This is a genomic window from Serratia sp. PF-27, from assembly GCF_030053255.1.
Taxonomy (GTDB): Bacteria; Pseudomonadota; Gammaproteobacteria; order Enterobacterales; family Enterobacteriaceae; genus Serratia; species Serratia bockelmannii.
This window is the reverse complement of the sequence record NZ_JASGBT010000023.1, coordinates 358,863-379,335: the sequence shown is the minus strand read 5'-3', so window position 1 is coordinate 379,335 and position 20,473 is coordinate 358,863. Positions and strand designations below refer to the sequence as shown.

The 20,473-nt window shown below is 52.3% G+C and carries 32 protein-coding genes; 10 read left to right on the top strand and 22 right to left on the bottom strand.

Annotation, left to right across the window (positions count from 1 at the left end):
• Position 1: 1 nt before the first annotated feature.
• From QMZ29_RS25115 to QMZ29_RS25070, 10 genes are all read right to left on the bottom strand, one after another.
• On the bottom strand, positions 2–655 hold the full coding sequence (locus QMZ29_RS25115) for a phage head morphogenesis protein (RefSeq protein ID WP_079007612.1): 654 nt from the start codon (positions 653–655) through the stop codon (positions 2–4).
• A complete protein-coding gene (locus tag QMZ29_RS25110) occupies positions 612–2,075 on the bottom strand; it encodes a DUF1073 domain-containing protein (RefSeq protein ID WP_282995073.1) in 1,464 nt (487 codons plus the stop codon). Before QMZ29_RS25110 ends, QMZ29_RS25115 begins: the two co-directional genes overlap by 44 nt.
• Positions 2,072–3,247, bottom strand: a complete 1,176-nt coding sequence (locus QMZ29_RS25105) for a PBSX family phage terminase large subunit (RefSeq protein WP_282995118.1) — start codon at positions 3,245–3,247, stop codon at positions 2,072–2,074. Before QMZ29_RS25105 ends, QMZ29_RS25110 begins: the two co-directional genes overlap by 4 nt.
• Positions 3,248–3,318: 71 nt before the next feature.
• Positions 3,319–4,050 (bottom strand): terminase small subunit, encoded by a 732-nt coding sequence (locus QMZ29_RS25100; protein WP_282995072.1) that lies wholly within the window; start codon positions 4,048–4,050, stop codon positions 3,319–3,321.
• A gap of 139 nt (positions 4,051–4,189) precedes the next feature.
• A complete protein-coding gene (locus tag QMZ29_RS25095) occupies positions 4,190–4,882 on the bottom strand; it encodes a DUF4145 domain-containing protein (RefSeq protein ID WP_282995071.1) in 693 nt (230 codons plus the stop codon).
• A 247-nt stretch (positions 4,883–5,129) separates the two neighbouring features.
• On the bottom strand, positions 5,130–5,360 hold the full coding sequence (locus QMZ29_RS25090) for a hypothetical protein (RefSeq protein WP_015377505.1): 231 nt from the start codon (positions 5,358–5,360) through the stop codon (positions 5,130–5,132).
• Positions 5,347–5,631: an Rz1-like lysis system protein LysC gene (gene lysC / locus QMZ29_RS25905; protein WP_502950673.1), complete on the bottom strand. Its 285-nt coding sequence runs from the start codon at positions 5,629–5,631 to the stop codon at positions 5,347–5,349. The genes QMZ29_RS25090 and lysC overlap by 14 nt, the downstream gene beginning before the upstream one ends.
• Positions 5,516–5,902, bottom strand: coding sequence for a DUF2570 family protein (locus tag QMZ29_RS25080; protein WP_282995067.1), 387 nt, complete (start codon positions 5,900–5,902; stop codon positions 5,516–5,518). The genes lysC and QMZ29_RS25080 overlap by 116 nt, the downstream gene beginning before the upstream one ends.
• Positions 5,899–6,393 (bottom strand): lysozyme, encoded by a 495-nt coding sequence (locus QMZ29_RS25075; protein WP_282995065.1) that lies wholly within the window; start codon positions 6,391–6,393, stop codon positions 5,899–5,901. Before QMZ29_RS25075 ends, QMZ29_RS25080 begins: the two co-directional genes overlap by 4 nt.
• Positions 6,394–6,397: 4 nt before the next feature.
• A complete protein-coding gene (locus tag QMZ29_RS25070; protein ID WP_282995064.1) occupies positions 6,398–6,625 on the bottom strand; it encodes an HP1 family phage holin in 228 nt (75 codons plus the stop codon).
• A 1,210-nt stretch (positions 6,626–7,835) separates the two neighbouring features.
• Between QMZ29_RS25070 and QMZ29_RS25065 the strand changes: the two genes are divergently transcribed.
• Complete coding sequence (locus QMZ29_RS25065; protein WP_282995062.1) at positions 7,836–8,279, top strand: ECs1072 family phage-associated protein; 444 nt, start codon at positions 7,836–7,838, stop codon at positions 8,277–8,279.
• 237 nt (positions 8,280–8,516) lie between these two features.
• Here QMZ29_RS25065 and QMZ29_RS25060 read toward each other — a convergent pair whose 3' ends face one another.
• From QMZ29_RS25060 to QMZ29_RS25040, 5 genes are all read right to left on the bottom strand, one after another.
• Positions 8,517–9,071, bottom strand: coding sequence for a hypothetical protein (locus QMZ29_RS25060; protein WP_282995060.1), 555 nt, complete (start codon positions 9,069–9,071; stop codon positions 8,517–8,519).
• A gap of 189 nt (positions 9,072–9,260) precedes the next feature.
• Positions 9,261–9,821, bottom strand: coding sequence for a DUF1133 family protein (locus QMZ29_RS25055; protein ID WP_198809296.1), 561 nt, complete (start codon positions 9,819–9,821; stop codon positions 9,261–9,263).
• On the bottom strand, positions 9,818–10,102 hold the full coding sequence (locus tag QMZ29_RS25050; protein WP_282995057.1) for a DUF1364 domain-containing protein: 285 nt from the start codon (positions 10,100–10,102) through the stop codon (positions 9,818–9,820). Before QMZ29_RS25050 ends, QMZ29_RS25055 begins: the two co-directional genes overlap by 4 nt.
• A complete protein-coding gene (locus QMZ29_RS25045) occupies positions 10,099–10,695 on the bottom strand; it encodes a DUF1367 family protein (protein ID WP_282995055.1) in 597 nt (198 codons plus the stop codon). The genes QMZ29_RS25050 and QMZ29_RS25045 overlap by 4 nt, the downstream gene beginning before the upstream one ends.
• 59 nt (positions 10,696–10,754) lie before the next feature.
• The gene (locus QMZ29_RS25040) at positions 10,755–10,931 is read right to left on the bottom strand and encodes a hypothetical protein (protein WP_015377497.1); all 177 of its coding nucleotides are present in this window, start codon (positions 10,929–10,931) and stop codon (positions 10,755–10,757) included.
• A 260-nt stretch (positions 10,932–11,191) separates the two neighbouring features.
• Here QMZ29_RS25040 and QMZ29_RS25035 point away from each other — a divergent pair, with 260 nt between their 5' ends.
• Entirely contained in the window at positions 11,192–11,383 is a 192-nt protein-coding gene (locus QMZ29_RS25035) for a hypothetical protein (RefSeq protein WP_282995053.1), read from the top strand.
• 77 nt (positions 11,384–11,460) lie between these two features.
• On the opposite strand, the gene QMZ29_RS25030 is transcribed toward QMZ29_RS25035, so the two are convergent.
• From QMZ29_RS25030 to QMZ29_RS25000, 7 genes are all read right to left on the bottom strand, one after another.
• Entirely contained in the window at positions 11,461–11,649 is a 189-nt protein-coding gene (locus tag QMZ29_RS25030; RefSeq protein ID WP_282995051.1) for a DUF1482 family protein, read from the bottom strand.
• Entirely contained in the window at positions 11,649–12,029 is a 381-nt protein-coding gene (locus QMZ29_RS25025; protein ID WP_282995050.1) for a hypothetical protein, read from the bottom strand. Before QMZ29_RS25025 ends, QMZ29_RS25030 begins: the two co-directional genes overlap by 1 nt.
• 14 nt (positions 12,030–12,043) lie before the next feature.
• Positions 12,044–12,526 (bottom strand): replication protein P, encoded by a 483-nt coding sequence (locus QMZ29_RS25020; protein ID WP_126181463.1) that lies wholly within the window; start codon positions 12,524–12,526, stop codon positions 12,044–12,046.
• 4 nt (positions 12,527–12,530) lie between these two features.
• Positions 12,531–13,532, bottom strand: a complete 1,002-nt coding sequence (locus QMZ29_RS25015) for a DnaT-like ssDNA-binding domain-containing protein (protein WP_282995049.1) — start codon at positions 13,530–13,532, stop codon at positions 12,531–12,533.
• 62 nt (positions 13,533–13,594) lie between these two features.
• On the bottom strand, positions 13,595–13,831 hold the full coding sequence (locus QMZ29_RS25010; RefSeq protein WP_060447357.1) for a hypothetical protein: 237 nt from the start codon (positions 13,829–13,831) through the stop codon (positions 13,595–13,597).
• 14 nt (positions 13,832–13,845) lie between these two features.
• Entirely contained in the window at positions 13,846–14,307 is a 462-nt protein-coding gene (locus QMZ29_RS25005) for a toxin YdaT family protein (RefSeq protein ID WP_282995048.1), read from the bottom strand.
• 11 nt (positions 14,308–14,318) lie between these two features.
• Positions 14,319–14,564, bottom strand: coding sequence for a transcriptional regulator (locus QMZ29_RS25000; protein ID WP_041922220.1), 246 nt, complete (start codon positions 14,562–14,564; stop codon positions 14,319–14,321).
• Between the two features lie 103 nt (positions 14,565–14,667).
• On the opposite strand from QMZ29_RS25000, the gene QMZ29_RS24995 reads away from it, so the two are divergent.
• The 8 genes from QMZ29_RS24995 to QMZ29_RS24960 all read left to right on the top strand — a co-directional run.
• Positions 14,668–15,054, top strand: a complete 387-nt coding sequence (locus tag QMZ29_RS24995; protein WP_197770369.1) for a helix-turn-helix domain-containing protein — start codon at positions 14,668–14,670, stop codon at positions 15,052–15,054.
• 141 nt (positions 15,055–15,195) lie between these two features.
• Entirely contained in the window at positions 15,196–15,372 is a 177-nt protein-coding gene (locus QMZ29_RS24990; protein ID WP_261465348.1) for a hypothetical protein, read from the top strand.
• Positions 15,335–16,162, top strand: a complete 828-nt coding sequence (locus tag QMZ29_RS24985) for a DUF6414 family protein (protein WP_197769956.1) — start codon at positions 15,335–15,337, stop codon at positions 16,160–16,162. Before QMZ29_RS24990 ends, QMZ29_RS24985 begins: the two co-directional genes overlap by 38 nt.
• Before the next feature lie 554 nt (positions 16,163–16,716).
• Complete coding sequence (locus QMZ29_RS24980; RefSeq protein WP_060437647.1) at positions 16,717–16,911, top strand: hypothetical protein; 195 nt, start codon at positions 16,717–16,719, stop codon at positions 16,909–16,911.
• Between the two features lie 110 nt (positions 16,912–17,021).
• The gene (locus QMZ29_RS24975) at positions 17,022–18,473 is read left to right on the top strand and encodes an AAA family ATPase (protein ID WP_072271596.1); all 1,452 of its coding nucleotides are present in this window, start codon (positions 17,022–17,024) and stop codon (positions 18,471–18,473) included.
• A gap of 81 nt (positions 18,474–18,554) precedes the next feature.
• Positions 18,555–18,863, top strand: coding sequence for a hypothetical protein (locus QMZ29_RS24970; RefSeq protein WP_282995044.1), 309 nt, complete (start codon positions 18,555–18,557; stop codon positions 18,861–18,863).
• Between the two features lie 129 nt (positions 18,864–18,992).
• Complete coding sequence (locus QMZ29_RS24965; RefSeq protein WP_133160061.1) at positions 18,993–19,223, top strand: hypothetical protein; 231 nt, start codon at positions 18,993–18,995, stop codon at positions 19,221–19,223.
• A 162-nt stretch (positions 19,224–19,385) separates the two neighbouring features.
• Positions 19,386–20,473 (top strand): RecE family exodeoxyribonuclease (locus tag QMZ29_RS24960; RefSeq protein WP_349306502.1); only part of this gene is annotated, 1,088 nt, incomplete at its 3' end.

Below are 20,473 nucleotides of genomic sequence, written 5' to 3'. Positions count from 1 at the left end.
GTTATTTTTCCGGGATGACAACTTCGCAGTAACAGCGGCAGTTAGGCAGCGCGCCGGCGTGGCCGGTCATACCGTCAAGCGTAGGCGGGTCACCCCAGCGGACGAATTTGCCTTCCATTTTGGCGTGAGAGTGCCTGACGTCGCCGTCGTGTGCCGTTCGCCAGATGTAACCCTCGGAGCCAATAGCGGTCGCCCGGGCTTGCGTCAGCGCCTGCGTGGCGCGGCCTATTTCCGTCCTGGCGATCAGCTTCGCGCGTGACCAGGCAACATCGCCGCTTCGGAAAATTTCAGCGGCAAAATCTTTGCTGCGCTCGCCGCTGATCATCGCCTCAATGGCTCGGGCGTGGATCCCGCTCACCCGGTCAGCAGCATGCAGCGGCAGCGATTTCATCAGCTTGATGTTTTCCTCAACGATATTGCGCGCCACCTGGCCTACTGAGGTGCTCTCCATCTGAAAACGCAGCCCGGCAGAAATTTCCTGCGAGATCTGGCGCCACTGTGTCGCCTCTCGGCGCGCGACGGCATCAAACATTTTCAGGGCAACGGATTCCGCCCAGGGGGCGATCAGTTCGGAGTAACGGGTCAGGCGGGTGTTGATGAGGATGACGGAATTATCGGAACCATCGTAAGAAGTCGAGACGATGTCCCCGACCACCTGCGCTATCTTTCGTAGCTGCGTTGCGTACTGGCGCTGTAGCCCCTTCGGCGTCTGGGTCGAGATCGTTGCCCTCGAACGCCGGCGGGTCGATGTCCTGCGCATTTTCGATGTCCTCGTCGGTGATGGTTGAACCCACGCCGGTGATCCGTGACGATTCTTTCAACTGCTGCGCGCCGGCTTTTGGCGTCATCAGCCCGGCGTCGACGGCTTTCACTACCGCATCAACCGTGTTCACGGCCACGCCTGCGCGATCGGGTTCGCTCATCTGCCACAGCGGATTAAATTCGAAGGCGAAATCGTCGGGTAATGGCCGGCTGAACAGCGACATGTGCAGCACCTGCATGACTTTATGCAGCGGGCGGCGCAGCCGGCGCTCCTGCTGTGTGCTGACGTTGTCATAGTAGTTGGAGAGGTCAGTTTCACCGGTCGAGAATCCGGCCGGTGACTGGCCGAACAGGCGCACCAGTGGAATTCCTACCGCGCCGGCGACCTGCTGGCCGAACTGCGCCAGAACGTCGGACAGGCCGGCGAACGTGTAGCTGTGGGTCGCGAATGTGTCCTCCGCATCCATGACCGTCATCCCTTCGATGCTTTGGTACTGACGGATCATGTCCATGTGGGCCATCAGCCCTTTATATGCCGCCGTATTCTGCCCCATGCCCAGCACAGAACGCAGGCCTTTTATCGAGTAGGTTCGCAGGTGCGCTTTGTAGACCAGCTGCGCGGCGCCGGTGGTGGCGCTATCGAATGCCATCAGACGATCGAAGATGCGCTCAACCACCGATTGCCCCCAATCGTTCTCGGTCAGCATCTGCTGATAAGGCAGCGTGACGCCGTCGAAACGAATTATGCGGCTGTAATGGATTTTCCACGGGGGGATCCCGGTTGCCGTCGTCACCACCTGATAAAATTTTGGTGTGCCGAAATCCGGCCCCATGTCGGTAACGCGGTCTTGTGTGGTCGGGGTAACCATCCAGCGATCGAGGACCATCACGCCGCGGAACGCGCCCGGGCCGACAGTTTCCACACGCAGCGGCGAACTCATGTCCTGCCCGTCGATCATGATGACGCCGATCGCGCCGCCATAGAGCCGGCCCCACTTAATCGTGTCGTTCAATCTGTCCCAGAGCGCCAACTCCTCCCAGGCGTTATCCAGTTTTGATTTTTCTTCAGGCTTCAGGCCGCCAGTGATCGTGATGCCCTTGCGGGTCATGTCGTCAGCGACGGCATCCACAGCCACGCCCACCAGCCAGGAGCTGCGGTAGGCGTTCTCGATCTGCAGGCGGTTGCGGCTGGTCCAGTTCGGCTGATAGGTGCCGTCGCTGCTCATATTGGGCGTGCGAAGCCCTAGGCGCGCCGTGAAGTTCTGGTAACTGTCCCGGAACCACGCGCGCACCCCGTCTTTTTTTTGGCTCATGCGTCTTGTCTACCCAATTGCGCCCAGGTGCCGAGGCCGTCGGAGCTGGTGATATAACCGTCCAGCGAGTAGCGCACCGCATCCCAGCAGTGGTTGTGTTTGTCGAGGACGATCGGTAACACCTCACCCGTGAGGCGGTCTGTTTTGTAGGAATAAAGCCGGGCCTCGTCGATCATGTGCTTGCAGCGCTCATGGATGACGATTTCTTCGAAGCCGCGGAGGTAGGTGATCCCGTCCTCAACACTGCCGGCCCATTTCGTGGCGCCGTCGATGTTGAAGCCCTGCCGCGCCATGTAGCTGATCGTTTCGGGGCGGCTGCAGTCGCCATGAATCGGCCATTTGCGAGCCTCGGGGATCGAATCGTAAAACTGCGGCATTTCGTCCAGCTCAACGCCGACGCCGTAGGCTTCGTATTCGATGTAGAGTTTTCGCCCGATGATGAAGCAGCGGATCAGCGTGGAAGGGTCTTGCGAGAAGCCGAAGTCGGCGCCATAGAAAAGCCGGTCGGCCTGCAGAGAGAGATCGTCAGGAAATGCCTCAACGCGATATTTCCCGGAGAAAATAACCGCCTCGCTGAGCGCCTTCGGCAGTCCTAACCAAATGTGCTCATAGGCTTCATAGTCAACGCGCTTGCAATACTCCATTTCCTGCCTGAGCACGTCAGGGAAGAACGCGTTATCGGGATAGTTGACCTGGCGAATAATGACGCCGCCGTCCGGTGGATCTACCTCGTGGCGCTTCATCAGGGTGTAGGTCGGGTCAGTGGCTTCCCGAGGGTTGTACGAAACCCAGACCTCGGAATTATTGGCGCGCACTGTCGGGCCGAGGGTGTCCCAGCTCTCCTGAGAAACGGTCTGCGCTTCCTCCACCCAACAAATTTTGATGCCAAACATCGATTTGATGGATTGCAGGTTGGTGCGCAGCCCTTTGAACGTGAAGCGGGTGCCGTTGCGCCCGGTGATCTCGTTATTTTTTACGGTGTAGAAATGGTTGAGGCCCAGGGCATAGATTTCTGCCTCCAGCAGCGCCAACACAGAATCGCTGATTGAGTTCTGGAATTCGCGGGCGCAGAGAATGATCATCGGATCGATAGCGCCGAGGATAACCAGCGCGCGCGCAATCTCTACCGATTTACCACCGCCGCGGCCGCCGTAAGTCCAGCGCCAGCGCACGGAACCGATCGGGGTGTCGTACAGGACATCTGTCGCCCAGTCACTGCTGAATGCGTACAGAACGCCGTCAATTATGACTGGGCCGTCGGCTTTCCCTCGCGCAGCTTTTCCATGTGAGCAGCCCACACGTCCGCCGGGCAGTTAGCCGGGGTCACGATGCAAACTTTGCCGTAGCTCAAACCGGCCAGATCGACATTCACCTCGGTTTTATTCGTGCTCATGTCGATGCCGGTCAGCTGCGCGGCGTTCTTCACGTTCGGCGCGACCTGACCAAATTTTTTATTCTGCAGCGCCAACTGCGCAGATTTATACGACAGCTCCGCCAGGTGGCCGGCGTTGAACGAAACCAACAGCGCGGCGTTATTGCGCAGTTCCTGCACTCGGGCCTTTACGTCCGGCCGGCTCATCAGGATTGAGGCTTGCGATTCGGCATTCGTCGGCGCGTAGCCTGCGCAAATCGCGGCTTCTTTCTGCGGCATGCCTTGCGCAATGTTCTGCGCAAATTGTTCATGCTGTGGTTTTAAAAGGCTTGGGCTTTCTTTGCCCTTCCCCTCCTCATCGCCACCAGCAGCTGAAACGCCGGGCGTAACGGGCGCGGGATTTTCGGGAATTTGCGCATCTTGCACACTGCGCATTTTTTTCTGCGCTTTTTTCTCTTTCCCTTGCGCAGGGATTTTTATATGCCGGCGTGCGGTGGCGTAGTTGTAGCCGTTAGCCTCACACCATTCTTTCGGGGAGATTTTGGTTTTGGCGTATTCGGCGAGGAACAGCTTTTGAATGGCTCCCCAATCCTGTTTTGCCATAACGTTCTCCGTGAATAAAAAAAGCCACGGGCAACCATGATCTGAGTGATCGGTGGGTGTCGCCTGTGGCTTTGCTTGCGCATTACGCAGCACCTGGATAGATGCTCTGTGATGGGCAAAAAAACCCGCCGAAGCGGGTCTAGTTTTTGACAGCCTTTCTTTCCGCCTGCTTTGCTTTGGCTAGTTCCACAATTTTGCTTGTTCTTCTATGGCGTTCTTCTCTTTCGACGTACCAATCTTTAAGCAACACTTCTATAAGCTGGATGAGTAACTCAGCTTCTTCAGGTTCGACATCTACAATTAAGTTGATGTCTCTTTCCATGTGAGCACCAATATTCCCAATGCTTCGAATGGCGTTAATGGCTTCCCATGTCCCGTGATCTACCTGACCCTCTATAGCATTAATTTCATCAACCAACCTTCCAGCTTTAACAGCCCAAAAGTCCCTTATCATTCCCTGTATGCATCGTCTAGCTAGTGTTGCAGATGCTTTTGGGGATAAGTTACATATCAGTGCGGCCTCTTTGTAATCATCAAGTATTGCTCGAGGGATATAATCAGGAAATACCTTCACTGCTGCTTGAGGCCGCAGTTTCCATACTTCTAACCTCTCTTGTGGAGTCCACTGTCCATCCACAAACTTAGCGATTGAAAGTCCAGATGAAACCACAATCTCTTTACACTCGTCATTAGGGCATACCTCTATCAAAGAGGTCATCATAATAGGCGTGCCATATCGAGTATCTTCTCGAAAAACCATAGATTCTGCTTTTGCAGGAACTGCCTTCTCGGTTGCTATCTGCCCGCAATATGGACAAGTCCAGGATGCCATTTTTACCTCTAAGTAAATAAGTGACATCTTAATTTAACACTAAATTTTATACTTTATTAAGTAGTTGTTTACTTACCGTCTCTCCGGCTGTCACACCGTTTCTTCTACCACGGCTGATGTTTCCGCTATGACCGCCCCCTAGCTCGCGGGGTATTAACCGTTTTTGATTTCTCCCGCTCGCTCACCGTGAGGAGCCCGGGTCGTGGCTAAGGCAGGAGAACGGCGACGGCTCGGCGCTTTGGGTGCACTATTCTTTTTTGCGGCGCAGCAGCTGGCGCACGAAGATGATCACCAGCATCAGGCCGAATACCGTTCCCCAGTTAATTGGCACGATGGACGCCCAGCCGGCGGACGATGCCAACAGATTCCACGCGGCCAGCATTCCCCAGGAGAACAGCAGGCCCAGACCGATCACAATGGCAATGGCGCCACCGCCCACCAGCAGGACAGCCAGCACGTCAGTATCATTTTTTTTCACTCGTCTTCTCCAGTAAGCCGGCCCGCCAGGCATTCAGCGTGGCAATTCTGCCGGCACAAATTTTCAGTGAGGTTTGTAGTGCCAGCGTATAGCTGACGGCGTCGCCCCATGTATCGCCGGCCATTTCTGGCTGCTCACACAGAGTGAAGGCTGATTCAGGGGGAAAGAGGATTAACGGCGCCGGGGGTTGTGCCGGTGTCCGGGCGCAAGAGCTCAAGCACAGCGCCAGGCAGAGGCTGACCAGCGCAGGGATCGTTTTTAATCGCTTCACGGTATTTCCTTTGGGCGGTGTCGTGCTGCTGGCGCAGCTGCTGCTCGCGTTGTTGCTGCGCCGCCATCAGCGCGCGGTTTTGCGCATCTTGCGTCTGCAGCGTGGCTATCAGCCCGGCCTGTTGTGCCAGCGTCTTCTGCTGTTCTGCGGCCTGCTGGCGTGCCAACTGCAACCGGTGCGACAACAGCGAGCTGTAACCGCCAAGAAAGATAGCCACCAGCAACAGAAGCACCAGGCTGCCGCTGGCGATCTTGCTCACCCATCCGTTCATGATTGGCCCCAGGTGCAGACGGTGGTTTCGACTTCACGCCGGGTGATCAGCCCTTTCCACTCTTTGCCGCCGGCATATTTCCAGCGCTTCAGTTCACCGCACGCGCCGGCCGGGTCGCCGGCGTTCAATTTTTTCAGCATCGTGGAGCCGATAAACGCATACGGGCCGACGTTGTACGAGAATGAGTAAATAGCGGCGCGCTGGGTTTCGGTGGTTTTCACCTTGATAGCCGGATCGACAATCCGAGCGACTTTCTGCAGGTCAGATTTCAACAGCGCATCGCATTCTGCGTCGCTGTATCGCTTGCCGAGGATAATATCGGCGCCGGTATGTCCATCGCAGACCGTCAGAACGCCGACAACGTCGCGATAGGCCACATACCGCCGCCCCTCTAACCCATCGTGGCCGCCGAGCATTGCAGTGGCGATCGCAATCGCCCCGCCGCCAGTGGTTATGGCAGCGACGATTTTATTTCTCAATTGTGAGTTCATGGCATCACTCGCTCATCGCTTTATAGGCAGCTTTCGCGCGCTCTTTGTCATAACCGACGGCTGTGAGTTTGTTGACCAATTTGCGTTTGTAATACCAGTTCACCCCCGCCGTAAAAACGGCAACGAAGATCCCCACTAATACAGCCCAATCTTGCAATGTCATGGCGCCAGCTGCGGCCAACAGTGAAGCAACCCAGTACGAGAGCTGGGAGCTGTATTTGTCCATCTTCATACCTCCCCCTTCCGGGGATCTGTCCCGGTACCGGGTGATAGGAATGGTTTAGCCTCCCGCCGTAGTCACTCAAGGTCAGGATATGTTTGCAGTGTGGTTGACTGATTTAGCAAGGAGGCTAAAACGAAAAGCCCCAGCAATTAGGCTGAGGCTTGGTAGGGTGTCGTGGCGGCCGGTGCTTATCTTCGGCTTGTCTCGGAGGACTGCAATTCACCACAACGAAAAGAGTACTATTGCTGTGCCAATCGCCCGTAAAAGGACTCAAGCACTCTTTCCGTTGCGCTCCGATTAGTGCAGCATCCCATCGAGGGAGATACTCACATAATCCGGGGGGGATTAGATAACGAGTATCAAGTGAGTACCTCCGTCTGATGAGTAGCATTCATCAGAAACATGACAACATTATCATTCTATTCAATCACATACTTGTGCTTATGAATACCCGTAAGATTGACTAAAAACATACTGGAATTACGTTATCTACTCGGCATAACGCCGAATTACAGAATTTTCTTACTTTTTGGGAAATCGGCTTGCCCGCTTAAAAGCATTGTTGTAGTGTCGCTAAAAGACGACACACACAGCACCTCATCGTCTACATAAAAATCATGTAGCAATCATCCTTTCAACCCGCCGCTGTGCGGGTTTTTTTCTGAGGTTTGTCCTAAAAGGACGCATTATTTCCCCGGAAAACTTGCCCCCACTTCGGAATAGTCCTAAGTTGAAATTGTCATATAGAGTTAGCAATCGCTATATCGACCTTGTAACACTTGAAATACCAAATGGCTTCTCTAGCCCGCACACGCGGGCATCTTAACCAGATTAGCCCTGGCAATTAGAAGAAACACCGAACCGACAGAGTTCGCAGTAATACCAACACATTAATCGGGGATAATGATATGAAAAAAGACTTAGCAGCAGCTGTCGCTATTGGCAGCGTCATCTTGTTCGCCTTACTGGTTGGTTCACCATCAATCATGGTTTCTCTGATGCCATAGCAGAGAAACCGAATGCTTTTTCTGCATGCCCATAGGATTCAACCACCAGCCGTAAACGATTTGGCGGTAAGAGGGTGTGCCGTGTGTCGCCCGTTGGCTGGGGCTGAAAAAGCCACTTGTTAGCGCAGTTCCGAAATTATTTGCCTGTTATTTTCCCACCACAGGCGGCAGTGGTATCTTGGGAGTTCTCGCACAACCAAGAAGGATGCATTATGAGCGCAGTTCACAATCTGTGGCACGTTATCAAGGCAAAGGTCTGCCAAAATCGAAATCTCAATCACTCGGCATATTACAATGGCAGTGAGCAAGACAACCGCATTAAGAATCGCTCGGCACAAGTATTCACACTTGAAATCGTGCTAAATGAGCACCGGAAAAAATTTGCCACCATTTTTGAACCGCTTAAAGGCAAAAATGCCCTATACCATTTAATCTTCACAAAAACAGCCTGGAAGCCGGAAGAAATTCGAGAGCTGTCTTTGGCCGATTGTCTATTTGTGATTCAAGACGAACTACGCATTGATAAATTGCCCGAGGATATACGAGAGTTTATGGAATCGCTTAGTTTGCCTAGGGTGGCCTTTACTTTTGATGAGTTCTTAGAAGAGGACTGGGATCCCACGGAAAACTTAATTCACCTGGCGTCACTAAATTAGCATAGTATTCCAACGCAGTATCAACCTCTGAGAGCTGCTTCACCAAAGCAGCTTTCTCACTTTTCAACTGGTTGTAGTGTGCTACATACAGCCTCTGCTGATTTAACCAATCCTCAAGCTGCTCACTACTTAAGTCGGGATTGAAAAAATATGGTTCGTTCTTGTCCATCAATAGCTCCTAGCAAACAAAAAGGCCACATTTAACGTGGCCTTTATATTCTAAATAAAACGCGCTAGTTATTTTTCAAATAAAAAACTGTCTTGGTAATCGACTAGCTTTATCACACGAATCTCAGACTGATCGAAATCAAGCTCTACCCGTTGCGATGGCTCAAATCTTTCATAATTATTAGCCAGCTTAGGGTTCGTGTTCTGATACATCTTAAATTTAGTGCCGGAGATATGTTCTAAAGATGGATGGACTCTCGAGTCGGGAACAAAAAATATTGTTTCCTCGCCTGACACTCTTGGAGTGATGTCTAAGATCTCACCCTCAGGTGATTTATAAAGACAATGCGCCTCCCCCTCAATCAGGGTTGAGCTTTCCCATATCATCCAGCCTAAAACCGGCTCTCCCCCACCATTATCCCTAATCATTTTGGCTACATTGTAATAGCACTCACCCGCCAAAGGGGAAAAAGATTTCGGTAATGTTAATCTGAAATAGCTACCTGAAACAGATGAAGTTGGAAAGATTTTTTTTAAAAGCCTGGATACATTTGCACTCATAATTGTAGGTGTTGTTGGTTCATGAAGGTGAAACAAACCATCAAACCCGTTTAACATATGCATACGCGATTACCTATTAATTTCAGGGATTAATAGGATACATATGTACATAGGCTAAAATCTATAAATTTTTACAAAACCCTATAAATCTCACAATAAAAAAACCCGCACGATGGCGGGTTTCTTTTGAATTTGTCGCTGCGGGTACTACTTCGCGAAGCTTATCTCAATTTAACCATTTTCCGCGCAAAGTCAACGATAAAATCGCTCACTATTCACCTCAAATGCCTCACTCATCGGACTGTAAAGCAAGAATTCGGCCGTTTTCACCCACACCGCGACGCGCGTCTCGCAGGTGCGCATGCTCCAATCAGGGCGACAATCATGCAGATCTGCAGCCATCTCCTTCAGGCTTTTTCCTTTCCCGATATAGCGCTGCTGAATGATAAATTTCAGCCCTGGGTAATCCAGCAGGACGGCACCGATCACCCGATCCATAATCGCCGCCTCCGAATCAGTGCAAAATGCCAGGCTGCTTTTTTGTTTCCCCTCCAGAATGTCGAGTAAATACTGGCGCAATTCTTCCTGCTCACATCCTGCCTTTTTCAACTGATTGAGGGCCTGGGTGATCGCCGCTTTTGTCACCTTGTTGCTCGTCAGTAGTCGGTTGAACATGTTGCCGGCCCTGCCGAAACTTTCCATCCCTGACCACCGGCCCCACATTTTCAGCCGCCCCTGTATCCAAACGCGCTCCAGTGCACGCAAATGCAGCTCTTTGCCGTCGCCTTTACCGATGTTGTCAGGGTAGATCATAGCTTTCCTTCCTTTCTCAAAATTTCTTGCGTGCGCATGACACCTTCGGCGTGCATCAGTCGAGCATCGTGCGCGTCGATAAGGCGTGTGCGGCGGTCTATTTCATCGTGGCAGGCGCTGCAGGCCCACGCCGCCTGCGTGTCATCTGGCTTTATTGCCGTGCCGCAGGTACCGGCTAGTCGGTAATGTGCGGCGACGGTTGTTTCAGGGTTTCGGTTACAGATGCCGGGGATCCTGATTTGGCAATCACGGCCGCGGGCCTCGTCTGTCAGTTTGCTCATGCTGCATAATCCATAAGCTGAGCCGCGGCGTTCTCTGCCTCGGCGATGGTTGGAAAGGATTTGTTTAAGATGAAGGTCCACAGCACGTTAAGCGCTGCCTGGTACAGGTCGTTAAATTCGAGGTCATCCATTTTTGCGAATGAGATCGATCGCGGCTCGCGCAGGGTCGAACCGTCGGGGAGTTCAAAAAGGTCATAATGCCCCGCTTCGACGGTCACCCATCGGCGGAAAGCGTGGAAGGATTTTGCAATCGTCAGTCGTTCGGCGCGCTTCTCGGCCACCAGCTGCAGGTATTCGTCCGCCAGCGCATAGAACACGCCAGCATCGTCAACATGGCGCGCCAGGCGATTGATATACCCGCGGAGAAATTGGCGCTCAAACGTTGATACTGCGCCGCCAGTCGGGGTCCAGTATTCAAAACCGAGATTCAGGAGTGAGAAAAATTTGCGGTGCAGTCCAGGATTCCGGGCGCGCTTAAACTCGCCAATGACAACCGCCCCCAGCTTGAGTTTGTTCGTGACGAAATCGACCGTGTCGGGCGTTGCCGGCACGAGGATCCCGCCTTGGGATTTGTAAAACGAATACTGCGCCATTTTCGTCTCCGTGGTGGCGCAGCAGGTGACCAGCTGTTCAGGCTGATGAGAGGATTATATCACTTTCTCCGGACGTCGTAGCCCATACGTCGGAGCAGCACAATCATGAGCTCAGTATCGGCGACGATCTGGCTCTCCTTCAGCGGTAAAACCGCAGTTATCGCCCCGTGGGTCATGTAAACCAGCGCCCGACCATTCTCGGGCAAAATATGAGCAACATCTTGTTTTACATCCATTATATTTTTCTCCGACATTCTCGGATTCACTTCGTGTTTTAATTATTACACCAAAATACTGTACATATAAACAGTATTTTGTGTGATTTACTGCAAAACAAATGGAGAGCCGCTGAAACGGTTTGAGATGGGGTCAGCACCTCAAGCTGGGTTATAATATAGTCACAGCTAGCGAATAGCTGGATCATTATCAGTTTGATTAAATTGTATTTTACGGCAAACTGATGCAAAAATTTAACAATACAGATTAGGGGGTTAAAATGTCGCCAGATTCTATTCTTCAACTACAAAAAGAAGTCGATGAACTTGAACAAAAGCATAAAGAATCAATTTCTGACTCTTCATTAACACTTGAAGAAAGGGAAGCCATAGCGAAGGAATACACAGCTAAATACAATGAATTACAGCATCTCGGCATCAGTCAAGTGTCCATATACGATGAGCAAAAATAAACCTTATTGACTCGCATTGATGACTAAACCGGTTCACTTTGGTCATCAATGCGAGGTATTACTTGTTTCTCCTTCGCTCAGCTCTTCGTATCGTGCGATCTCTGCACTGGGATAACACCATCAACCGGCAAACACTCATACTGTGCGGGCAGGGACTGCTGACGAATATCTTCGAGGCAGTTGGAGCGATCGGGATATACCCACCCCTGGGGAACGTAATCGCATGGCTGGTAGGTGTAGCAAACGAGCAGGAATAAACCGAACATCAGCAAGCCCTCCCACGCACACCAGCCAGCGCCTGATCAAACATTTTGTGCATGTAGCAAAACCGCAGTTCTACCGGGTTGAAGTGCCACAGCGTTTTGTCCGGCCTGGTTTTCTGCCCGGCTGGCCGGAAATTAACTTCCCCCAGCTCGTAGAAACGCTCATTCACGCCTATCAGGTGATAGCGCGCCTTGTTCCCCTGCCCGGTCCGAATCATGTTCACGTTTGGCGACCGGAGCATCGATTTCAGCCGAATGCAGATCTGCGATCGTGTCATGCTGTTCCCTGGGTGTTTTTCATGCGTTAGTGCGCTGATCTCCGCAGTGGATAGATTTTTGCCCTGGATAAGTTCGACAAACTGCCGGGTTGTGATTCTGGTCATTGGTCATGCCTCGATTATTTCACGTTGTTGTTACCCATGCTGGCGCGGATCCGTGCCAGCATTTCCATGCCCTTTCGCTGATAGCGGCCGTCCGTGTCAGCGACTTGTGCGTCGCCCGGCGGCCTGTTCTCCAGTGCTTTCGTTTTTCGCACTGGCGGGATTGAGAATCCCATTTCCACCTGCTTTGCCCACTTCGCCAGCAGCCGGCCGGCCAGTGCGGCGAGTTCGTTGTGTCCCAGCTTGCGCTCTACGCCGGCGCGACGGAGCTCTGGGCAAATCTGGAACAGCACCGGATGGCGCCAGTCGAAACTATCTGCGCCGTCGAAACGCCAAGATTCGTTGCGCCAACGCCGGTATTCGGTCATGACGTCGTCCGCCGACAAGCCGAACGGGTTAGCCGTGCACTCGCCGACGATCGCGGTAAATTCCGCGAGGTCAGGCGGCCAGTGGTTACCGGCGCTGCAGCGCTCCATGCACCGGCGCGCGGCGTAGGCCAATTGATCATCTGAGAATTTCGAAATCGTCTGGCCCCAGATCGTGGAGGGTGCCACCCCGTTCTTGGTCACCCAGCGGTTGGCGTAGATCCCCGCCATCGTCTCCCAGAGGAGCCAAGCCCTGTCGCTCCCGTTCTGCGTTTCGTGCGGCCCTGACCTGCTGCTGAGCGGTAGCGGCTGCTGCGGTGTATCTGGTCGCATTTGAACCTCCTGCATGCTGCTTTCGTTTGGCCGCCGCCTGGCGCTCGTAGAGCACGCTGTCGGCGAATTTCTGCTCCCACTGCGTCTGGTTAAATACCCTGCCCTCGGCTTTCCAGTACGCCTGGAAGCTCGCCAGCTCCTGCGGGGTATATCCCGGCGCCGGGCCGTCGATAATTCGGCCCCACAACGCCGCCAATCGCTGGAAATCAACCGTCGGCGCCCAGCTGGCGCTCATCGGAAATTTTCCGCATGGGTTCTCGTCGTCTTGGTCTTCCCAGGGTGTCGGCGGTGATCCCTGTCCATCTGATGAAATTTCGCCCGCTCCCGATAGAGAGAGGGGTTTATCTTTTAGATCTTCTTCTTCCTCTACTTCTGGTAACGCTTTTTGATACGCATCTGTAACGCTCGCAGCGTTACTAATTGCGTTACCTTTTACGTTACTCCCGCGTTTCACTTTCCTGGCATTTGCAACGCGATTGTTTGTAAGTGCTCGTTTTTTCGATGAATTCCCGTTATGCCTTTCAAAGTTCGGAAAAACCAACGTCTCCCCATCGAGCGCCAGCCAGCCAACGCTGATCAGCGCATCTGCAAAACCGGAAACGAAAGTGATCCGATCAACTGCATTTTTTGTAACGCTCGCAGCGTTACACTTTGCGTTACCGTCAATGGTCTGTTGATCGGCCCACGCCCATAATCTGACCAACTTGCCTAACACGGCGTCCGGGTCCAGATTCAGGATTTCCGACAGCTGGAACACCTCCGGTTTATCCGGGGTTATCACTTCAACCTTGATCCAACTTGCCGCCATATGTGCCTCAACTTTCTGTAATCTGTAACGCCGACAGCGTTACGGTTTGCGTTTCTAAAAGGTCAGTTTCGCGCCGTCGCGCGTGTCCCCTGCGGCGCTGGCTTCCCTTTCAAACGCTGGCAGTGCTTTGCAAAACTTCGCGCCCAGACCAACAGGTCGGGCAGTTTCATGTTCGGGTTGTGGCGCTGGTGCTGTACGGCAGCCGCCGCCGACGTCGTGGCGACCGCCTCGTCGAACCGTGCCTCACGCAGCTGCGCGGTGATCTGCTTCTGCAGGAAATCGTCGTGATTAATGGTCATTGGTCATGCCTCGGTTAATGCAGTGCGCTGTAGGCTCGCCGCAGCTCGTAGAAGCTGCGCTCTGCCTCGTCGCACTCTCTTTCAAAATCTGCCGGTGATGCGTGCAGCAGCGCGGCGGCGATCGCCTCCTGGTGTTCCTTCAGCGCGCGGATTGCCAGGTATTCGATGCTGTTCCCCGCCACCAGCCGGGCGCGCAGCACCGCCGGCAGCGCAGCAAGGATCGCCGGCTGCAGTTCCTGGATTTTCTGGCGGGCGCTAGCACTATCGCTGTCGAGCCAGCGAAAGATCTGCTGCTTGTTGTTGTGCCATGCAGCATCATCAACGCTGCCGTCGGCGCGTTCGATCTGCGCCAGCTGCGGCGCCTGCATTTCCAACTTGAAGTAAGCGCGGGTGATTTCCGCCGCGACCGTGCGCTGAGTGGCCTCCGTGGCCCATCCACGCAGCGCGTCGCGGATCTGCTCGTGTTTGATTTCCATAAATCATGTCCTTAGGCTGCAGGCTTGGTATCCTGCTGTTCTGGCGGTAAACCGTCCGTTGGGTTGGGGTAAAGGTCGGGCCTTAACTCGTGGGGGGTTACACCTGTTACGTTATAAATTTGCAGTACGCGATCTGCAGGGACTGCCCCTTTGTAACGAGTTTTCCAACGGCTAACTGACATAGGCTTAATGCCTAATAGAGCGGCCAGGTTGGATGCTGTTCCCGCTATCTGAATTGCTTTAGTTAAACCACTCATAATTTTCTCCGGTCTAGAAGTGAGAAAATTAAGCCAAAGACTTAATAAAAAGTCAAGCCTTTGGCTGATTCAATTGTTTAAGCAAAAGGCTTATCATGCTGCAATGAAAGAAAAAAATTTCGCTGACTCAACCTTGTTTGAGCGCCTTACAGAACTCACCAAGCGAGGCTTCTCTAAGTCAGAGATGGCCAGGATCGCTGACGTCACTCCTCAGTCAGTTAATGGTTGGTTTAAAAAAGGAGTTATCAGCAAGAAATCTGCCATAGCAATTGCAGAAGCTACTGGCGTATCAGTTGCATGGTTACTTGGTGATAATGTCGAAGAAAGCAGCGGGCTGAACCCAGATGAAATGGAGTTGCTGAAGCTATACAGGCAGTTACCTGAAGTAGAACAAAAAAATATGATGGCAGTATTCAGTGCTCGACTAAAAGAGATCGATGATTACGTTGAGAAGTACCTCCGCGGGCGGTATAAGCCGGTCGATAAATAGGCGTGCTAAAACCGCAATAAAAACATACAGATATTCACAGACTAATTTTTTCCATTAGAATACAAGCAAATAGGTTCGATTGCTTTCTCACAGTTACAGAGGCATACTTGAAATACTAAGTGCCTCAGGGTGATTGTCATCATGAAGAAATTTTTCAACAAAGATTCAGGTGCATCGCAGCGCAGTTGTGCCGATGAGATACGCCAGATCTTGAATGACATCAAAGAGAAAGAGATTGATATTTCGGAGAAAAAATCGAATATCAAGCAGGAGCACATTGATGGATCAAGAATCACAAAACACAAATTCACTCTATGATTACCTTTATATAGACAGAGAGCGGATCAGCGCCTTGACAGCGCAGCTTTTTTCTACAGGGGTTATCACTTCAGTCAAACAATCATCCCAAGAGTCTGATAGCCTAAAAAAGGACGCCAAGATCGGTATTCCTTTAGTCGCTGGGGCATTATCTGCTGCAGAGGCTGTTAGCCGTTCTCAGGAAAGGTTTTTCGACTCTTCCTGGAGCCTTCCCTTGAATTTGTTAGATAAACTTTCAGAGCAAGGTAGAATCAGAAGGTCATTAGAAGGGGCAAGATTGGGCGATCTCGTTTTGGTGAGCGGTATGATGAAAATTTTTGATGCTAATATGGTTCATCAATTCATGCCTACGTTCAAAAAGATCAAGCTTGCAGAAATTAAGAACGCGAAGTCTCAATCTATAAAAAATTCTTTAAAAGAAGAAGTTAAAGGACTTGAAGCTGCAGAGGAGATGGTTAAGTTCTTGCCTACATCGTCTCAGATTGATTTCGCCGACTCCGAAGGGAATCAAATTTGGATGTCAGTAAATCCAAGTAATTTGACGATTGGAATGGGGGATATTGCCTTAAAGTACGGGCCGTTTATTCCTGGGGAGTGGCATATCTTAGGCTTTTTGGATGCTTATGCCGATGATCAAAAATTAGATAACCCTGATGCCCCCTACCCTCATAATCTAAACGATTTAAAAAGCGCTATGGATTCTATGCTTCTCATCATTAAAACTTTGATGGGACGTGTTACTGGCTCGTTTGGGATGACACCTTTAATCATCTTCCGCACCGTCACGTAGACGTAGGTGCACAAAATCTAATCTAACCACAACCAAACCGGCCCCGAGCCGGTTTTTTGTATCTTTCACATAACCCCACCTCTTAACTGACCATTGTAAGTTTATGACTTAAGATTTTAATAAGCCAATGACTTGACATAAGTCTAAGTCTTTGGCTTAATTGTTTCCATCAAGCAGCAGCGAACAGGCAGGAAGCCCACGAAGTAGCCGCCCGGGGCGCACGAAGACCGGGATGATTCGCTAACGCAGCAGGTGAAAAACGTTCTGACAGCTGGAAAGACAGCACCGAGGCATGACCAACAGACCACACAGCAGAGGGCAACACGATGTTCACATCATACGATGAGTATTTCGACAGTCTGGCGGAAGGCGATGAGGCCATGTCAGAAGCAGAATTTAACGCAGCTCTCCAGTAACACTCACCGCGCCCTACGGGGCGCCACCGAGGCAATCATGAGCGACAGAGGTTTCTGGATTGTAATTGTCGTCGGCACCTGCGGCCTGTTCTGGACGGGAGTCATCGTAGCTGCACTGATTTTTAAAGGGGCATGGCAATGAGCAAGATCGTCCCAAACAGCGGTAAGGCCGTCAGCCTCCGTAACTCGCGCACCGGCGCGCCGTGGGTAGCATCGTTCGATTACATCCGCGGCCGCTACCGGTTCGAACCGGTCGGCAATCTACGGGCCATCAAGCGCCCTTTTGAATCCCTGCGGATCCCGCCGGAATTCGAGCCAGCCGGCACGCACTAAAGCACCACCTGAAACAGCAGTAAAAAATGCCCGAATTAATGGGCAGGACCAAACACGGCATGACCAAAGTCAGAACGGGGTGTTCTGACATAACCACAGAGGAAAAAATGATGTCTAAGTCACTGAATGAAGTAGAAAAGCAGGTTCACGTTGCCGAAGTTGTTCACCACGGCGAAAAACTGACTATTCCTGTCGGTATGGGCGTTCAGGATGCGATCGATTTGCTGGAGCGCCGCCGTGATTACCTGAGCGAGAAAGTGATCATCCGCCGCGAATTTAACGTGTTCCCGTGGGACGGCGCAAACGCATTAGCACAGGCATTAACCAACCGTTTCGGCTGGGCAGCGGCCGAGTCAACTCCGGGCTTTTTTGGTAGCCAACCGCCAGCGATGATCAACATTGAAGTCGGGCCGAACCAAACCAAAGAAATTCCGTGGGGACGTTTCAGCCTGCCTGGCATCGATGGTTTCGTTCAGACTGATTCCGATCGCAAAGACGGCCGCATCTGCTTTGTGACAGCTGCAAAAATTCAGCGTAAGGACGAAAGCGTCATAAAAGAGCTGTTTGACGATATTGCCAACATCCTGAAGCGCGGCTCCATCTACGCCGGTAAGGCCATCAAAATTCGCTTCCGCGATGACGACGGCGACCTGATCGAAATGCCAGAACCAAAGTTCTTGGACACGTCGTCCATTAGCCGCGACATGCTGGTTTATTCTCGTGAAGTGACCGAAGCGATCGAAACCAACCTCTTCACGCCGATCGAACGCATTACCGACTGCATCGCGAACGACATTCCGGTAAAACGCGGCGTGCTGCTGGGCGGGCCATACGGCACAGGTAAAACGATGGCTGCAACCGTAGCTTCCCGTTTGGCAACCGACAACGGCGTCACCTATCTATACGTGCCGCGCTCCGATGAGCTGGCTGATGCGATTGAGTTCGCCAAGCAGTATCAGGAAACGGCATGCGTGATTTTCTGCGAAGACATTGACCGTGCTGTCAGCGGCGAGCGTTCCGTCGCTATGGATGACATTTTGAACATCCTCGACGGCATCGACACCAAGGCCAACAACATCATAACCGTGTTGACCACGAACCACCTGGAGAACATCAACCCTGCGATGCTCCGCCCGGGCCGACTGGACGCCATCATTAACGTGACGCCGCCGGACGCCGAGGCCGTTGAGCGCCTGATCCGCCTGTATGGCAAAGACACCATTTCGGCCGATGCAGATCTCCGCCCTGCTGCCGACCTGCTGGCCGGCACAATCCCGGCAGTGATCGCCGAAGTAGTGAAGCGCGCGAAGCTGGTGCAGCTCCAGCTGCAGCAGCCGGGAACCAAAGTCGAGAACGTGTCCGGTACTGCCGTTCTGCGTGCAGCCGAAACCATGCAGAGCCAGATTAAGCTGCTGGCGGAGCAATCCAAACCGAAGGCCAAAGAGCCAACCTTCAATGAGGTGATGGGTCATGCCCTGTCTCATGCATTGAACGGCACCAAGGAGCAGTTGGGCACAATGAGCAAGCGCGTCGAAGAACTGCACGACCGCGTTGTGAATTAATCAGCCACACCAGGGAACGGCCATATTCTGGCGCCGGAAACGTAACCGGCAACCAACTTAATTAACCTAAGAGGCATGACCATGAAAGTAACCAGCGTAACTTTAGTTTGTGAAAAAATTCACACAGGTATTCATTCCGTATCTGAAAACGATAATGTCATTGGATATATCGCCAAGACCAAAAACGATGAATTACCAGTTGGTGCAGTTTTAGCAGACGGAACCGATCTCGGTGAATTTGATTGTCCTGACTGCGCAGTAAAAGAAATTTACCGCAAAGCAAACAATATTACTGACGGGCATTTAATTACCAGCGACGAAAAGAAAGAAATGCTTTTGTCCTTCATGATGGCAATGCTTGGCGGCTCAGCAGAACGCACAACCCACTAATTGCTGTGTGTAGTCTTCCCCGCCAGCGATGGCGGGGCTTTTTCAAATATTGAAATGCGTCATGCGTTTCCCTCCCGGGGCGTCAACTCGTAGGGCGCATTTCAATAAATCAAAGAGAGGATTTATATAATGCAAACTTTCAACACAGAATTAGCAATTGAGGCCCAGAGCCAATATTGCAATGAAAACCGCCTTCCGAATTTCTCGCCAATTGACGGGGTTTGTTACCGCTGCAACAAGGATGTTTATGTTCCAGTTGAGAATAAACATGGCGACTTTGTTTCCGGAATTTCCGTAGAAAAGGCAGCGAGCACCCACATTATTGATTGTCCGCACTGCCGAATGAGTTATTGCGATTAAAAGTAAAAAGGCCCGCACAAGGCGGGCCAGTCTACCGGCTTAACGTCCCGGTGACGGGCTGCCAGGGGACCAACCCTAACAGCCGAGGCATGACCAATGACCACATCGAGGATGCAGCACCGATCGGCCTGCATTCTACCTAAAACTCAGGAGAATTGCACAATGCAAAACGTCTACGCCTACCATTTAAAGGCAAAGCAAAAGTCAGGGAAACCCTCGCTTTTCATCTGGTTTGAAGCAAAGAACGATGCGCGGGCAAAGCGCGACCTCGAAAACCACATCGAGGACGCCGAGCTGGATCAATCCGCTTACTTCAAGCCGGTGCGCACCAATTACCCCGTTGTTGACGATCTGCCGCCAGAAGCGGCGTTCTGTGATACCTGGTGCCTGCGCTACAAGCTGGACGATAACCTGTCTTGGCAGGTCATCCCTGCGGCTGAGCGCGAACAAGTGCAGGAGCAGCACAAACCTGCAGGTGATGCAGGAGCGATAGAAACTAACAGCAGCCAAAGGCCACCGGTAGACGAGGCGACCAGTGACGGCGGGGAGCCAGCCCACGGGCAAGAGCCGCGAGCGTACTTCGCAAAAATGAGCGCTGACACGCGGGCTGTCGCCGTCATCCTGCATGGTTTCGAGGTGATCGACACCGTGCTGAGTAAATCGCAGATGACCAATGTCATCAACACAGCATTGAGCGGCGAATCCGCTTATATCGCCGATATGCTGCAGGCTCTACGCCTGCCTGCCGTTTCCTGCATGGATCCCGAGCGCTTCGCGGCTTTCGTTGCCGGGGTCGCGCGTCGCTATGAAGAAACCGATCCTGAATCGACCTTCATCAATATCCGCAAATACGTTGAGCAGCTGCTGAAACCGGCCCCGGAGTCGGAAGCAGAAACGACGAAAACCGTACATAAGCGCGGCTATACCCAAACGCATGATGCCCTTGATCGTGAAATCGCCTGCGCGCTGTGGGTCGGTGATGTCGACTGCCAAAATATCGCCGGTGAGATCGATCGCTGGGCGCAGAAAAAAATAAAAAACGATGACGAAGACTTTAAGCGGTGGTCAATAGCGCTGCGCGCTGCCCCGAACATCCTAAAATACAGCCGTGAGACAATTTTCGGCGTGGTCCGCAATGTCCCATCGTCTGATATGTACCACTTCCCCACCACACTCCGCGGCTGGATTGAGAAATATTTGTCTGAGCATGGCGTTTATGAATTTGGCGCGGCGCCGGACGCCGTGCAGTT

Excerpts from the sequence above, each read along its gene's own strand:
- QMZ29_RS25110 (WP_282995073.1), bottom strand. The coding sequence starts at position 2,075 with ATGAGCCAAAAAAAAGACGGGGTGCGCGCGTGGTTCCGGGACAGTTAC.
- QMZ29_RS25100 (WP_282995072.1), bottom strand. The coding sequence starts at position 4,050 with ATGGCAAAACAGGATTGGGGAGCCATTCAAAAGCTGTTCCTCGCCGAA.
- QMZ29_RS25095 (WP_282995071.1), bottom strand. The coding sequence starts at position 4,882 with ATGGCATCCTGGACTTGTCCATATTGCGGGCAGATAGCAACCGAGAAG.
- QMZ29_RS25080 (WP_282995067.1), bottom strand. The coding sequence starts at position 5,902 with ATGAACGGATGGGTGAGCAAGATCGCCAGCGGCAGCCTGGTGCTTCTG.
- QMZ29_RS25075 (WP_282995065.1), bottom strand. The coding sequence starts at position 6,393 with ATGAACTCACAATTGAGAAATAAAATCGTCGCTGCCATAACCACTGGC.
- QMZ29_RS25070 (WP_282995064.1), bottom strand. The coding sequence starts at position 6,625 with ATGAAGATGGACAAATACAGCTCCCAGCTCTCGTACTGGGTTGCTTCA.
- QMZ29_RS25065 (WP_282995062.1), top strand. The coding sequence starts at position 7,836 with ATGAGCGCAGTTCACAATCTGTGGCACGTTATCAAGGCAAAGGTCTGC.
- QMZ29_RS25060 (WP_282995060.1), bottom strand. The coding sequence starts at position 9,071 with ATGCATATGTTAAACGGGTTTGATGGTTTGTTTCACCTTCATGAACCA.
- QMZ29_RS25055 (WP_198809296.1), bottom strand. The coding sequence starts at position 9,821 with ATGATCTACCCTGACAACATCGGTAAAGGCGACGGCAAAGAGCTGCAT.
- QMZ29_RS25050 (WP_282995057.1), bottom strand. The coding sequence starts at position 10,102 with ATGAGCAAACTGACAGACGAGGCCCGCGGCCGTGATTGCCAAATCAGG.
- QMZ29_RS25045 (WP_282995055.1), bottom strand. The coding sequence starts at position 10,695 with ATGGCGCAGTATTCGTTTTACAAATCCCAAGGCGGGATCCTCGTGCCG.
- QMZ29_RS25040 (WP_015377497.1), bottom strand. The coding sequence starts at position 10,931 with ATGGATGTAAAACAAGATGTTGCTCATATTTTGCCCGAGAATGGTCGG.
- QMZ29_RS25035 (WP_282995053.1), top strand. The coding sequence starts at position 11,192 with ATGTCGCCAGATTCTATTCTTCAACTACAAAAAGAAGTCGATGAACTT.
- QMZ29_RS25030 (WP_282995051.1), bottom strand. The coding sequence starts at position 11,649 with ATGTTCGGTTTATTCCTGCTCGTTTGCTACACCTACCAGCCATGCGAT.
- QMZ29_RS25025 (WP_282995050.1), bottom strand. The coding sequence starts at position 12,029 with ATGACCAGAATCACAACCCGGCAGTTTGTCGAACTTATCCAGGGCAAA.
- QMZ29_RS25015 (WP_282995049.1), bottom strand. The coding sequence starts at position 13,532 with ATGGCGGCAAGTTGGATCAAGGTTGAAGTGATAACCCCGGATAAACCG.
- QMZ29_RS25010 (WP_060447357.1), bottom strand. The coding sequence starts at position 13,831 with ATGACCATTAATCACGACGATTTCCTGCAGAAGCAGATCACCGCGCAG.
- QMZ29_RS25005 (WP_282995048.1), bottom strand. The coding sequence starts at position 14,307 with ATGGAAATCAAACACGAGCAGATCCGCGACGCGCTGCGTGGATGGGCC.
- QMZ29_RS25000 (WP_041922220.1), bottom strand. The coding sequence starts at position 14,564 with ATGAGTGGTTTAACTAAAGCAATTCAGATAGCGGGAACAGCATCCAAC.
- QMZ29_RS24995 (WP_197770369.1), top strand. The coding sequence starts at position 14,668 with ATGAAAGAAAAAAATTTCGCTGACTCAACCTTGTTTGAGCGCCTTACA.
- QMZ29_RS24990 (WP_261465348.1), top strand. The coding sequence starts at position 15,196 with ATGAAGAAATTTTTCAACAAAGATTCAGGTGCATCGCAGCGCAGTTGT.
- QMZ29_RS24985 (WP_197769956.1), top strand. The coding sequence starts at position 15,335 with ATGGATCAAGAATCACAAAACACAAATTCACTCTATGATTACCTTTAT.
- QMZ29_RS24980 (WP_060437647.1), top strand. The coding sequence starts at position 16,717 with ATGAGCAAGATCGTCCCAAACAGCGGTAAGGCCGTCAGCCTCCGTAAC.
- QMZ29_RS24975 (WP_072271596.1), top strand. The coding sequence starts at position 17,022 with ATGTCTAAGTCACTGAATGAAGTAGAAAAGCAGGTTCACGTTGCCGAA.
- QMZ29_RS24970 (WP_282995044.1), top strand. The coding sequence starts at position 18,555 with ATGAAAGTAACCAGCGTAACTTTAGTTTGTGAAAAAATTCACACAGGT.
- QMZ29_RS24965 (WP_133160061.1), top strand. The coding sequence starts at position 18,993 with ATGCAAACTTTCAACACAGAATTAGCAATTGAGGCCCAGAGCCAATAT.